The organism is Flavobacterium nackdongense, from assembly GCF_004355225.1.
In the GTDB taxonomy this organism is placed as follows: Bacteria; Bacteroidota; Bacteroidia; order Flavobacteriales; family Flavobacteriaceae; genus Flavobacterium; species Flavobacterium nackdongense.
The window spans coordinates 297,374-311,681 of sequence record NZ_CP037933.1; the positions used below are offsets into that span (position 1 = coordinate 297,374).

The 14,308-nt window shown below is 36.6% G+C and carries 12 protein-coding genes; 7 read left to right on the top strand and 5 right to left on the bottom strand.

From position 1 onward, the window contains the following. The first annotated feature begins 2 nt into the window (after positions 1 to 2). From E1750_RS01145 to E1750_RS01175, 7 genes are all read left to right on the top strand, one after another. Positions 3 to 2,252 (top strand): alginate lyase family protein, encoded by a 2,250-nt coding sequence (locus E1750_RS01145; RefSeq protein ID WP_133274991.1) that lies wholly within the window; start codon positions 3 to 5, stop codon positions 2,250 to 2,252. A gap of 11 nt (positions 2,253 to 2,263) precedes the next feature. After that, positions 2,264 to 2,638, top strand: coding sequence for a cupin domain-containing protein (locus tag E1750_RS01150; RefSeq protein ID WP_133274992.1), 375 nt, complete (start codon positions 2,264 to 2,266; stop codon positions 2,636 to 2,638). A 359-nt stretch (positions 2,639 to 2,997) separates the two neighbouring features. Next, positions 2,998 to 3,861, top strand: coding sequence for a polysaccharide lyase family 7 protein (locus tag E1750_RS01155; RefSeq protein WP_133274993.1), 864 nt, complete (start codon positions 2,998 to 3,000; stop codon positions 3,859 to 3,861). A 110-nt stretch (positions 3,862 to 3,971) separates the two neighbouring features. Continuing rightward, positions 3,972 to 4,673, top strand: coding sequence for a FadR/GntR family transcriptional regulator (locus E1750_RS01160; protein ID WP_133274994.1), 702 nt, complete (start codon positions 3,972 to 3,974; stop codon positions 4,671 to 4,673). Between the two features lie 14 nt (positions 4,674 to 4,687). Continuing rightward, positions 4,688 to 6,151, top strand: coding sequence for an MFS transporter (locus tag E1750_RS01165; protein ID WP_133274995.1), 1,464 nt, complete (start codon positions 4,688 to 4,690; stop codon positions 6,149 to 6,151). A 243-nt stretch (positions 6,152 to 6,394) separates the two neighbouring features. Beyond that, positions 6,395 to 7,159: an SDR family NAD(P)-dependent oxidoreductase gene (locus E1750_RS01170; RefSeq protein WP_133274996.1), complete on the top strand. Its 765-nt coding sequence runs from the start codon at positions 6,395 to 6,397 to the stop codon at positions 7,157 to 7,159. A gap of 240 nt (positions 7,160 to 7,399) precedes the next feature. Next, complete coding sequence (locus tag E1750_RS01175; protein ID WP_165697989.1) at positions 7,400 to 8,545, top strand: T9SS type A sorting domain-containing protein; 1,146 nt, start codon at positions 7,400 to 7,402, stop codon at positions 8,543 to 8,545. Positions 8,546 to 8,608: 63 nt separating this feature from the next. Here E1750_RS01175 and E1750_RS01180 read toward each other — a convergent pair whose 3' ends face one another. The 5 genes from E1750_RS01180 to E1750_RS01200 all read right to left on the bottom strand — a co-directional run bounded on the left by E1750_RS01180 (position 8,609) and on the right by E1750_RS01200 (position 14,172). Further along, positions 8,609 to 9,415, bottom strand: a complete 807-nt coding sequence (locus tag E1750_RS01180; protein ID WP_133274998.1) for an ABC transporter ATP-binding protein — start codon at positions 9,413 to 9,415, stop codon at positions 8,609 to 8,611. Between the two features lie 120 nt (positions 9,416 to 9,535). After that, positions 9,536 to 10,417 (bottom strand): nitrate ABC transporter permease, encoded by an 882-nt coding sequence (ntrB, locus tag E1750_RS01185; RefSeq protein WP_133274999.1) that lies wholly within the window; start codon positions 10,415 to 10,417, stop codon positions 9,536 to 9,538. Positions 10,418 to 10,508: 91 nt separating this feature from the next. Continuing rightward, positions 10,509 to 11,735, bottom strand: a complete 1,227-nt coding sequence (locus tag E1750_RS01190; RefSeq protein WP_133275000.1) for a CmpA/NrtA family ABC transporter substrate-binding protein — start codon at positions 11,733 to 11,735, stop codon at positions 10,509 to 10,511. Positions 11,736 to 11,764: 29 nt separating this feature from the next. Next, positions 11,765 to 13,204, bottom strand: coding sequence for an alginate export family protein (locus E1750_RS01195; RefSeq protein ID WP_133275001.1), 1,440 nt, complete (start codon positions 13,202 to 13,204; stop codon positions 11,765 to 11,767). Positions 13,205 to 13,473: 269 nt separating this feature from the next. After that, on the bottom strand, positions 13,474 to 14,172 hold the full coding sequence (locus tag E1750_RS01200) for a Crp/Fnr family transcriptional regulator (RefSeq protein WP_133275002.1): 699 nt from the start codon (positions 14,170 to 14,172) through the stop codon (positions 13,474 to 13,476). Between the last annotated feature and the right edge of the window lie 136 nt (positions 14,173 to 14,308).

Sequence of the window (14,308 nt, forward strand, 5' to 3'; positions counted from 1 at the left end):
AGATGAAAATAAAAAAAGTAAAATATATTAAAACACTACAAGCAGCACTTTTGCTACTACTGATGTCAAGTCTACATGCTCAAGAGCATCCAAGCTTAATTTTGACTAAGCAAGGCGTTAAAGAAATTCGATCTCAATTAGGAAAAGTACCTCTTTTCGATGCTTCTTTGGTGGAAACAAAAGCCGAAGTTGACGCCGAAATTGCTTTGGGGATTATTATTCCTTTACCAAAGGGATTCTCAGGTGGATCTGCGCACGAGCGACACAAAAACAACTATCAAGTTCTAGAAAAAGCGGGAGTCTTATATCAACTATTAGGAGATGAAAAATATGGCATCTATGTTCGTGATATGTTATTGGGTTATGCCAAAATGTATCCAACTTTGCCATTACACCCAGAAAAAATTTCGTATGCAAGAGGAAAACTTTTTTGGCAAGCTTTAAACGATGCCAATTGGTTGGTTTATGCAAGTCAAGCGTATGATTGTGTTTATGATTTTATTAGCCCTGCCAACCGCTCTATAATCGAGAAAGATTTGTTTCGACCCTTTGCCGATTTCATTTCGGTCGGTTCTCCACAATTTTTCAATAGGGTGCATAATCACAGTACTTGGGGAAATGTGGCCGTAGGAATGATTGGTATTGTATTAAGAGACAATCAATTAATAGATCGCGCTTTATATGGTTTGAAAGAGGATGGTTTAGCTGCAGGAATGAAAGATAACGATGGTGGATTTGTGAAAAAAGAAGGACAAAAAGCGGGTTTTTTAGCCAACTTGGATGAGCCTTTTTCCCCTGACGGCTATTATACCGAAGGAGCTTATTATCAGCGGTATGCGATGTATCCTTTTTTGACTTTTGCCCAAGCTTTACAAAATAACAAGCCTGATTTAAAGATTTTCGACTATAAAAACAAAGTATTATTAAAATCGGTTTATGCTTTATTGAATTTGACCAAAACTAATGGTGAGTTTTTCCCCTTGAATGACGCCCAAAAAGGGATGTCATATTATTCGAATGAATTAGTTTCGGCAGTAGATATTGCTTATTTATACGCTGGAAAAGATCCTTCATTGTTAACCATTGCAAAACAACAGGGACGGGTACAGTTGAACAATTCCGGTATGGCAGTTGCATTGGGTATAAAAAATAATTTAGAAAAACCCTTCGTAAAAAAATCGATTGATCTGTCTGATGGCTCCGATGGAAAACAGGGTGGTGTCGCTATTATTCGAAGTAAAATGAAGGAAGACGAATTGACTTTGGTTTTGAAATATGCTTCGCAAGGGCTGAGTCACGGTCATTACGATAAACTTTCGTTTTCCTTTTATAACAATAGTACTGATGTTTTGCAAGATTATGGATTGTCTCGTTTTGTGAATATCGAGCAAAAGGGTGGAGGCAATTACTTGAAGGAGAACGCATCTTGGGCCAAACAAACTATCGCTCATAATACTGTAGTACAAAATGAAACATCGCATTTTGGCGGTAATTTTGAGACAGGAAGTAAATTTGCTTCAGAGAAATACCTGTATGATGTTTCCAATCCTAAAGTTCAAATTATTAGTGCCAACGAAAACAATGCCTATCCTGGCACAACTATTCAAAGAACAATGGCATTGATAGCGCAAGACGGATTTGAGAAACCATTTTTGTTAGATATCATTCAATTGGACTCCAAAACAGTCAATCAGTTTGATTTACCTTTCTATTATTTAGGTCAATTAATGTCTACTAATTTTGCTTATGAAACTCCAAATAATTTGGAAACCTTGGGCAAGGCTAATGGATATCAACATTTATGGAAGGCGGGAACCGCCATATTAACGGTAGATAATGCAAAGGTTTCTTGGTTGAACGAAGGTAGTTTTTATACCCTAACTTCGATTACACAGCCGAATGACGAATTCTTTTTTGTGCGCATTGGTGCTAATGATCCTAATTTTAATTTGCGAAATGATCCAGGATTTATTTTTAGAAAAAAGAATGTTCAAAAGGCCACATTTGTATCTGTTCTCGAAACCCACGGCAATTATAGTCCCGTTAGTGAAGTAGCCTTAAATTCCTATAGTTGCATTGCAAATCTCAAAATTATTTACGAAGACGCTAATTATATTGGTATCCAAATTAAAAGTATTTCTGGAGTAGAAACTGTTTTTATTTTATCGACAGAAAATAATAAAAGCAATCAAAAACATCATTTAATAATCGATAGCAAAACCTATGAGTGGACAGGGCCTTATTATAAATAAAATTTAAAAAAATGGAAAGATTTAGTCAAAAATACATTATTACAAAAGAGATGGAATGGGAAAAACTAGGCGGCGGAGTGTCTAGAAAATTCTTAGGGTATGATAATCAAATCATGATGGTCCAAGTGAAATTTGAAAAAGGTGCATTAGGTGCTCCACATCAACATTTTCACACCCAAGCGACCTACTGTGTTTCCGGTAAATTTGAATTTGAAATTGATGGACTAAAACAAATTGTATCTGCTGGTGACGGGGTTTATATTCAGCCCAATTTACTGCATAGTGCTGTTTGTTTAGAAGAGGGAATATTGATTGATACCTTTAGTCCCGTAAGAGAAGATTTCTTGAGTGGTGGTGCGGTGTCGTATTTCGGAGATAAAGAATAGAGCTACTTTGAGTAGGTAATATAGAACTATTTGTGGTATTTCTTGTTTAAAGAGGTAAACTGATGGGACGTTGTATTTGACCATGCTGTCGTGGTTAGTATTTGATATATCTTGCCCGATTAGAATATATTGTGTCGTAGAGTTGCTCATTTATATCGAAATCTACGTGCCAAATTCGGGTATTTTTTCTGAATGAGATTTTTTTTGATAAAAAATAATAATATAAATTTTTTTATCGAAAAAAAGAAGTATATTTGGTTATCCAAATTGGTTATCCAATGTGATTTGCAAATTCATTACAATAATGCTCAGATAGTTTTTTTGAGAAAGCCAAAGGATAATAAAAAAATGATACTAAAATGAAAATGCAATTTTCAAAAATTATGTGCTTCGCTTTGCTAGTTTTGGGTTGTACCATATACGGGCAACAAGCAAAAAAAGATAAAAAAGCAGCTTCGATTGATTTGACACATTGGAAAATTACAATTCCGGAAGAAGATCCTAAAGAGGCGGGAAGTCCAATTGAAATTGGATATCCAGAAATTATGGATTATGCTACGAATCCTGTTTTAAAAAAATGGATGTATAATGACGAAAAAGACAAATCAATCGTATTTTATGCTTATCCCTCGGGAACTACTACGGCCAATAGTCATTATTCGAGATCGGAGCTAAGAGAAACGATCGACCCTAATAATAACAATGTCAATTGGACTTTTGCTCAGGGAGGAACATTTAAGGCAACTTATGCAATGGATGCGATATCAAGGGGAAAAGACGGTAAATATAATAAGGTTATTATTGCTCAAATTCACGGGCGATTGACCAATGCGCAGCGGGAATTAATTGGACAAAAAGATAATAATGCCGCTCCAATGCTAAAGATTTATTGGGATGACGGGAAAATTAGGGTCAAAACAAAAGTCCTTAAAAACCCGAAGGCGAGCGACATTGAAATGCTGCCTGTATCTGCTTGGACAGATGATGAAGGGATAAGTTTTAAAGAAAAAGTAGATTTCGACAAGTTTACCATAGAAGTAAAGATTTCTAACGGACGAATGGAAGTAATTCTCAATGGAACGGAAACATTGGTTTACAATGATATCAATATCAAAAAGTGGGGAATTTTTGAAAACTATTTCAAAGCCGGAAATTATTTTCAATCCAAAGAGCCCGGAACCTACGCAAAGGTCAAGATTTATGCTTTAACAGTTTCACATTAAAACTACTTTAATCAGAATATTTAGAATTAAAAGTGTAGTTATGTCATTTTTTTTATATTTTTGTTTAAACCAATCTGGTTAACCAGAGTTTAATTTAAAAATAATTAGATATGAAATTAGAAGTGCTTACAAAGAAAGACAATCAAGAGGTATTGAATAGTATAATTGCCAAAATTCGGGATTATATCAATTATAAAAATTTAGAACCAGATGACAAATTGCCTTCAGAGCGAATGTTATCCGAAAAATTTGAGGTGAGCCGCAGCAGTGTCCGCGAAGCCATTCAAAAATTGGAGTTTTACGGTATTTTGAAATCCATTCCGCAGAGTGGAACTTTTGTAGCCAATATCGGTGTCATAGCGATGAATGGGATTATCGATGATATTTTGAGACTCGGAGAATCAGATTTTAAATCTTTGGTTGAAACTCGAATATTATTGGAATTGAAAACCGTTCGATTAGCGGCTTTGCGCAGAACAAAAGAAGATTTGGTCCAAATAGGCGATGCATTAGATGCCTATTCAAAAAAGGTTTTAAATGGCGAAGATGCCGTTCAAGAGGATTTATTATTTCATTTGGCTATCGCAAAAGCAAGCGGTAACAGCACCATCAATAATTTGATGTTGATGATCACCCCCGAAATCATTACTTATTTTGCCAAATTGCATGTTTGTGATGAGAGTCAATCCTTGGCTGGAATAGAGGAGCATAACGATGTTTTTGAGGCGATCAAAGCTCAAAATCCGCAGTTGGCAAAACAAAAAATGAAAGCTCATTTTAAAGCTTTATATAATTATTGTTATAACGTTTAGTAGCATATTAAAAAATGAAAATAAAAGGATTAAGATGGTGGATTATTGGGCTCATAATGCTGATTACAGTAATCAATTACCTCGATAGAGGAACATTAAACTATATGTGGGTGGCCAATATCGAGTACAAAAAAGTCGACCAAATTAATCCTAAAATAAAAGAAAATCAAGCCCAGTTTTTGGTGGCTAATAATACGTACGTACTTCTCTCGAAAGGTGGAGAAAAAGTCATTCAGAAAGCAGAATTGGTTAGCTTTAAAAATGACAACCAAATTATTGTCAATCGACAAGGTATAGCTTACGAATTGGGCATTGTCGATAAAAATGCTTCACCTGAAGTGGCTTCAAAACAAGCTAAAGATGAATTGGGTACAATTACTATATTTTTTATGATTGCCTATGGATTCAGCCAACTTTTTTCGGGGAAATTGTATGATAAAATTGGTACTCGTCGGGGATTTGCAACTTCGGTTTTAGTTTGGGGATTTGCCGATGCCCTTACCTCATTGGCTCAGGGAAAAGTGGGATTGACCGGATTTCGGATGATGCTTGGTCTGGGTGAGGCGGGGCCCTGGCCTGGAACCACAAAAAGCAATGCGGAATGGTTTCCTCAAAGAGAACGGGCTTTTGCTCAAGGACTTTTTGGCGCCGCCGCTTCGATAGGTTCTATTATTGCTCCAATCGTTATTTTATCATTGTATATTTCTATTGGTTGGAAATATACCTTCGTCGTAGTAGGTTCACTCGGAATTTTATGGATTATTCCTTGGCTTGTCATCAATAAAAAAGGACCAAAAGAACACAAATGGATTTCAGATAAGGAACGAGAATACATTTTAAGCAATCAGCCCGAATCTAAAGTTACCAATGAAGTGGCTAAATCTTGGGGGCAATTATTGGCCAACAGAAAAAATTATTCTGTCATTCTAGGCCGCTTTTTTCTTGATCCTATTTGGTGGATGTTCGTCACTTTCCTACCAATGTATTTAGTAGAAGAATTTAATTTGAACATCAAAGAATTGGCTTTTTCAGCTTGGGTTCCTTATTTGGGTGCAATGATTGGTAGTATCTCTGGCGGATGGTTTTCGGGATATTTAATTCGTAAAGGATTTACAGTTGATAAGGCAAGAAAAACGGCAATTATCGTTGGTGGAAGCATTATTGTTCCTTCTATTATTGCCTCTGTGATGGCTGCCAATGCTGCTTTGGCAGTAATTTTAATGGCTTTTGTTCTTGGAGGTTTTCAGTTTACCATTGTCAATATTCAAACTTTACCTAGTGATTTGCATTGTGGTAAATCGGTTGGGTCATTGGCAGGATTGGGTGGTGCTGCAGCCGTTTTGGGTACCATTTTGGCAATATTATTTGCGGGTCAAATCGCAAGTTGGACACTATTGTTTGGATTATTAGCCGCTTTGGTTCCCCTTTCCTTACTTTCCGTTTTTATGACAGTAGGTAAAATTGAACAAATAACATAAGATTATAAAATAGTAATATAACTCGTTGGGTGAAATTATTAAATTTTTAGAAATAGTAAAATTGAAACGCATAGAATCATAGAAAAAAGAGTTGGATAGCCCAGTTCTTGGGTTCACATAGCTATGATTTACTAAAATCAAGCGAAGCGTCTTAATAAAATTAATAAAAAACTATGATTCTATGTGTTTAAAAAAAATTAAATTGAATTACACCCAACGGGTTAATATATAAATTGAATAAAAATGGGTAAGTTAGAAAGTAAAGTAGCTATTATAACAGGCGCAACTGGAGGAATAGGTTTTGCAGTTGCAAAAAGATTAGGCAAAGACGGGTACACTGTTATTTTGAATGGTATTGAGGATGAAGATGGTGCAAAAAGAGTTTCAGAACTCACGGCTGAAGGAATCACTGCGGAATATTATAGTTTTGACGTTACCAAAGACGAAGAGGTAACAGAAAATATAACTAAAATTGGCGAAAAATATGGAAAAATTGATGTTCTGGTCAATAATGCAGGTGGTATCGGTATTAGAGCTAGATTCGAAGAAATGACCACAGCAGAATATAAATTTGTTATGGGGTTGAATCTTGATTCCGTATTTTTTGCTTCTAGAGCAGCCATACCATTTCTAAAAAAAGGGGAGAAAGCTTCTATTATCAACTATACTTCTAATGCCGCTTGGAATGGTGCGGGACCTGGTGCTGGAATCTATGCCACGGCAAAAGGTGGAGTGCAATCCATCACAAGAGCTTTAGCCAAAGATTTGGCCGAGTACGGAATTAGAGTAAATGCAGTTTCTCCGGGAACTATCGATACTCCGTTCCACGCTCAAATTAAAGCCACCAAACCGGAACTATTCGCTTCCTGGAAAAATACAATTTTGCTGGGTAGATTAGGTGAAGCTGAAGAAGTAGCTTCTGTGGTATCTTTCTTAGTAAGTGATAGCGCTTCGTTTATTACCGCCGAAACAATCCAAATTGGCGGAGGTCAGGCATTAGGAATTTAGTAAGGGGTTTGAATAAAATGGTCAAACTTCTGTAAAATTTGCAGCAATAATTACAAACTGTACAATTGTAATAATCAAAAATAGCGACCTTTTTTATGGAATGAGTCGCTATTTTTTTAAATTAAGTACGCCTTTTCTTCGAAAATACGGTGGATACAAATTGTGATAAATTGAAATCCGAATAGAGTATCAATGCATCAATCAAGAATTATTTCAATACTATTAATACAAATAGATCAAATGAATAAAGTGAATCGTATAATTTGTACCTTGGCAATTGTCTTTTTTTCTTTGCCTTTTGTAGCTAATTCCCAAGTAACTCTGAATGCCGATGGTCCCGGAAATACTTATGAATTAATCAACAGCGTGCTGGCTCCAAGTGGTAATGTAATCGAGTCACCTGATCAAACACCAGACGGTTCGCATCCCACATTTGGACGCCATATTGCCGAAGTTTTCGATCCAGAATTGAATAAATACGTTTTCGAATTTTACTCCCATGTAAGCACAGGTTCCACCGGAATTCTGGATAATGATATTTCAACCTTAAAAACAGATCGTCAGCGAGTCGAAATAAAAACCTATGCCAGTTCACCCAATAATTTGAAGGGTGTAATCGGAGAAACAGTTACTTACAAATGGCGATTTAAAGTGCCAGTTGGGTTTAAACCTTCGGCCAATTTTACCCATATTCATCAGATAAAACCTGTCGATGGTGATGACGACAGTCCAATTTTTACCCTTACTGCGAGAAAAGGATCCCCGAATAAATTGCAACTCATTTATGTAGTCGATGCTAATGGGAGTAATGACTATAAAAGAGAAGTTAATTTGTCATTATTTGAAGGGATTTGGGTCGAAGTAATCGAAATTATAGAAGTTGGGACAGGAAGTTCGGGCAGCTATTCGATTTCCATCAAAAAAGTGAGTGATGGTACAGAAGTGTTAGCATATACTAATAACAATATTCAAACCATCAGAACGGCGGCTACTGACCCCGGTTCGCCTCAAGTTGCGAATAGTTTTATAAGGCCCAAATGGGGGATTTATAGGAGTTTATTAGACGCCGCAAGTTTGAGAGATGACAGTATTCGTTTTTCAGATTTTAGTATCGCAGAGGGAACCTTATCATCGGTTGATTTTAATTTAAATGCTCAAGATGCTATTTTTTTTCAAAATCCTGTGCAAGATAATTTGATACTTTTCGAAAGCGCAAAAGATAATTATGAAGACCTTCGAATTTACGATTCAAATGGAAAACTAATACTTTCAAAAAAAATCAGTTCGAACTCTATTGATCTATCTGAATTAAGTTCAGGAATATATTTGGCCGAATTGATAAAAAATGATGGTGCCAAAAAAGTATCGAAATTGATAAAAAAATAAAAAAAAATCCCTGTAAAGTGTCTGAGCAATACAAGGATTCTTTTCAACCAAACTAACTTAAAACTAACTTTTATAGACTACGCCCATATCTTCAATGGAAAATTCCTCGGTAAGTAGGTGTAGTAATTTATCCCTTAGCTCAATATATTCCGAAGTTTTTACAATTTCAATTTTGTTTCGAGGGCGAGCCAAATGAACGTCGACGATTTCTCGAATAGTCGATGCAGGTCCATCATTCAAAACCACAATTCGGTCCGATAAAAACAAGGCTTCTTCGATGTCGTGAGTGATCATAATAATGGTTTTGTCGCGGTTATTGAGATTCCATAATTTCAATACTTCTAGCTGCATCGAACTTTTGGTAAAAGCATCTAAAGCGCCAAAAGGTTCGTCTAGCAAAAGCACTCCCGGATTGATAGCGAAAGCCCTAGCAATAGCAACTCGCTGCTTCATTCCACCCGATAATTGTCCTGGTAATTTATCTCGGTGCGATAATAAATTAACCATTTTGAGGTTGTAATCCACGATATCGTGTTTTTCTTGAGTAGAACAATCCATCACCGAATCTACCGCTTGAAATATGTTTTCGTGAACCGATAGCCAAGGCAAAAGCGAGTAGTTTTGGAATACAATTCCTCGGTCAGGTCCCGGTCCTTTGATCGTTTTGCCTCCTAATTGAACTGTTCCGCCTGTTGGCGATAGCATGCCGGCAATCGCATTCAAAATGGTCGATTTCCCGCAACCCGAATGTCCAATGATGGAGATGATTTCTCCTTTTTTGATGGATAAATTGATGTTTTTTACCGCTGTATATTTTCCTTTTGGAGTTGGAAAAGAGATTTCCAAGTCTTTGATTTCTAGATAGCTCATATGTTTTTTTGTTTTAATTTTTTAATTGATGGGAGATGGAAGTAAGAAGCTACTTACAAGCAATTCTTTAATTCTTCCCACTTCCCACTTCTAACTTCCCACTTCTGACTTCCCACTTTTTTAATAGGCTACTTTGCTCTCAATATAAGTGAATATTCTGTCGAAAAGTAAACCGACGATTCCGATGATAAGGATGGCAGAAATTACTTTTTCTAAACTTAAAGCGTTCCAACTGTCCCAAACAAAGAATCCAATTCCTGCGCCACCGGATAACATTTCACCAGCAACAATTACTAACCAAGCTACACTTATACTTAAACGTAAACCTGTAATAATATGTGGTAAACTATACGGAATCAATATTTTAGTTAAATATCTCCACTTTGAAAATCCAAACGCTTTGGCAACGTTTTTATGATCCTGCGGAATCGAGGCTACTCCAAAAGAAGTGTTGATTAGTGTCGACCACAAAGAGGTAATGAAAACAATAAATATTGTTGCCATTCCAGTATCTTTAAAAACAACCAAACCAATAGGAAACCAAGCCAAAGGCGAAACAGGTTTTAATAATTGCACAATGGGATAAAAAATTTGCTTGCAAACGGTACTGGCTCCCATCAAAATCCCGATTGGAATTGCGATTAATGAACCTAATAAAAATCCAAAAAGTACCGTTTTTATGGAATTGAATAATTGTAAACCAATTCCTTTGTCATTCGGGCCGTAATCGTAAAATGGGTCGCTCAGCATTTCTTTCAAAACGGTCAGAGTAGCTACTGGGCCAGGTAAAGCTTGTTCTGTGTACATGCTTAAAAGGGTCCAAAATCCTCCAAAGAGAAATAATCCAACGCAAGCCAATAAGATGGATTTTGATTTTAAGACGAAAGTACTAAGGGCTACTTTTAGTTTTAAATTTTCTTCAAGAAAACTTTTTTTAATTTCGTGGGCAACATCGATTTCAGTTTCGATCGGCTCGATTGTTAATGTGTTTTTATCAGACATGGTATTTTATTTTAAGTTAATTATTTAATCTTTAATTTGAAATAAATCATTCTTATCCCTGAAAATTGGGGATAAGAATGCTTTTGATTTGTTATTTTTTCACTACTTTCAAATACGCTGCCGGATTTGCAGGGTCAAAAACAGTTTTGTCCATCGTGAGTGAAAACGGTTTCATATCATCGTTTGGAATTTTTACGTTCATACTCTTGGCCACTTCTTCGTATAAATCCTGAAGAATTAATTTATCGGCAATAGCAGCATAATTAGGAGCTTCTTTCAAATAACCGAATCTTACGAACTGTGCCATTGCCCAAATCGCATAAGATTTGCGAGGGAAATTAACCATTCCGCCCTTGTGGAATAACATATAATCATTGTCATAAATTTCGGTTCCTTGGTTGCAACCCAAATCGTAATTGCCCATCAATCGGTTTTCGATTACTTCTGCAGGAGCATTTACATAAGGAGCTTTTCCGATGATGGCAGCCGCTTTTTTACGATTGGCAGGAACGTCTAGCCATTTGCAGGCTTCCATAACGGCTTTCATTACTTTTACCAAATCAGCTTTGCGTTTGGCGCTAAAATCTTTATTGACTACCAATGCTTTTTCGGGGTGATCTTTCCAAATATCTTGAGATGCCACTTGAGTAAATCCGATGCCTTGTTTTACAGCAACGCCACCCCAAGGCTCTCCAACGCAATATCCGTCCATATTGCCCACTTTCATATTAGCCACCATTTGTGGAGGAGGAATAGTGATAATTTTTACGGCTTTTTGATTCAATCCGGCAATCGACATCCAGTTTCTCAACCATAAATCGTGTGTTCCTCCAGGGAAAGTCATAGCGAATGTTACCTCTTTTTCGGCTTTTAGTTTGGCAGCGACCACCGGAGTCACTTTGTTCATTTGCTTGAAACCAACTTTGCCACAAAAATCATTCGATAAGGTGATGGCTTGCCCATTTACGTTCAACATCATCGCAATTTTCATTTCGGAACCGGCTTTTCCGCCCACTCCGGTGTATACTGAAAACGGCATCGAATACAAGCAATGTGCTCCGTCCAATTCCCCAGTTAATACTTTGTCACGGATATTGGCCCAAGATGATTCTTTGGTGACAATTACTTCGACCCCATATTTTTTGAATAATCCAAGTTCTTTCGCCATTACAATTGGCGAGCAATCGGTTAGGGGAATGAATCCTAATTTGACAGGTTCAGATTGAGCGCTTGCAGTTGAAAAAACAGCGCTGATGGCAAATAACAAAACAGAAATAGATTTTGTTATTGTGATTTTTTTTGAATTTAATGTTCTCATATAGATAGATTTAATTGGTTGTACTTGAATTATTTTTTAGCTAAAAAATCGGGTTTGATATTTAGAGCAACATAAGCCCATTGAGGCGAAAGACTAGCGTTGGAAACATTCTTAACCTGAGCCGACGCCATCGTATTGGTGGCTTTCATATAAGAATAACCCGCTTCGATGTTGATTAATTTGGTAAAGTTGTATGACATTTTCAAATCCAATTCGGTACCTAAATACGAAGTTCTTGTGCCACTAGCGCCGTTTGATACTTTGTTTGCCGCTTCAAATCCGTGCAAATCTGCGAATAATGTTAATTTGTCAGAGGCATTGTATTTGGCTTTGAAGAAATAGTTCAGCAAACCTTGTTTTCCAAAACCGCTTGCTACGTAGAAATAATCCATATATCCCCAAAATTTATGAGGTGTTCCATACAATGGGTCAAACTCGTTACTTCTGGAATCGGCTGTTACCGCTTTTGTTCCGTCAGTTCCCGATAAATAATCGATCCCCGGTCCCACAAAAAGCTTGCGACTTACCTGAACAGTGGAAGTAATGGAAGCTAAGTTGGCGCTCAAAACGCGACCGTCTTTGTTGCGGCCTCCTTGATAGTAGTAACTTCCGGTTAGGTTGATTTTTCTGGTTGGATTTACATTATAGAATATACCTGTCGTAGTTCGACTCCAAACACCTTGAACAGGAGTTTTTACAGCGGCGATAGTAGTGTATTTATTGAAATCATCTTTGAAAAACAAAAAGGATAAATCGCCAAAGTAGAATTTTTTACCTACATACGCATATTGAAACGATTTGTACATCGTGCCAATGGCATTCGTTCCTGCCGGATAAGTTCCCGCTGTAGGGATTCCGTTGTAAAGTGTACCTACATTTTTTTCTGAATTTTGATTGAAGGCGGCTCCAATATCGGCGATCCATCCTTTGTTGGCAAACTTTAAGACCACTGCATCGTGTCTTCTGGCTTGTTGCAACCAATCTAAACTGCCTATTACTTTTTGATCATCATAAGCAATTTCTTGACGACCAATTTTTAGGGAAAGATTTTTGATTTTACTGACCGTATCATTTAGGAAAATTTCTCCCCAAGCTTCGTGAAGCATCAATCCATCGTTGGCATCTACGGTCGTTTTATTGATAGAGGACTGGTCTTGACCCCAAACGCGAACATCTTGCAATGATAAATATGCTTTAAAACGGTAGCCAGCAAATCCTGCATTCAGTCTGGCTCTTTGCGAAGTGAACAAGGCTGCGTCGTCCCCTTTTTTTTGTAAAGTTCCTTGTCCGTCTCTTAGTTCTGTTCGAGGTCTCAATTGTCCGGTAAGCGTAAATTGTGCTTTAGATTCTTGAACACTTAATGCGGTCACAGCAACTCCCAAAAGGAACGTTTTGGAGAGGCAAGTTTGTAAAATGGTTTCTTTTTTGAATCCTTGAATAGCTAGTAATTTGTTCTTAATAGTTCGCATAATAGTTTTGTTTTTAATTAGTACATTGCAAATATACGTAAGTATTAATACGTAGCTTTATGAAATAATACAGACTAAAACCATTTTTTACTACAGAAAATAAGGAGCTAAAATCAGGTAATTTTATGTTTTTTGGCAGTAAATAGCAAGGAGGTCAATGATGACAATAGTTTTGAACCTAAGTAGAATACTTAGCAAACGAAAAAGGGGAGCAACTAGAATAGTAAATAATCACAATTTTAGTAATCTGCAATCGTGTTTTTTGCAATTTATTTATGTTCAATGATTTCTGATCGCATTTTTTCAACATTCAAAAGGCCTATTTTTTTGCCAACTGTTTTGAGTAGTAGTTCTTTTTTTAAACTGGAAATGACCCGAATTACCTGTTCTTCCGTGGTTCCGGCAAAATCGGCAATGTCACGTCGGGATAAATCTACTTCAATTACGCCTTTCGATTGACCGAATTTTCGATGGATATATAATAAGGTATCAATGACTCGTTCGCGAACATTCATTTGAGCAATTTTGCGAATATTATTTTCGCTTTTATTCAATTCTTCCGCATAGAAAAGCATTAAATCGAAAGTGAATTCAGGGACGTTTTTTAGAATATCCAACATATCCTCATTACTGAAATTGCATAAAACAGTGTCTTCAAGAGCCGAAGCACCAATGAGGCAACGTTTGCTGGTGGCAAATCCTCTAAACCCCACAACATCACCATTTGTAGTGAGTCTAACAATCTGTTCTCTGCCGTAAATACCGGTTTTGACCGTTTTTACTTTTCCTCTATAGACAAAGTACAAGCCCTGAGTTGGCGCTCCTTCAATGATGAATTGCTGCGATTTTTTACAAATAAAACTATTCTTTTTTTCGATATAAGTTCGCATTTTTTCTAAATGAAGATGCTTTTTGATAAAGCAATTTTCATTCAGACAGCTGTCGCAAATTGGTGTTTCTTTCTTCATACTAAAATGGAATTAAGGGCGATAAAATGATTTGTCCACATTGCTTCGTTTTTTCTACTAATAAACTCCTAAAAAAAAATTAACCACATAGAAAAATAATTGATTTAAATAGAAATGCGCTTCGCTTATCATAGAT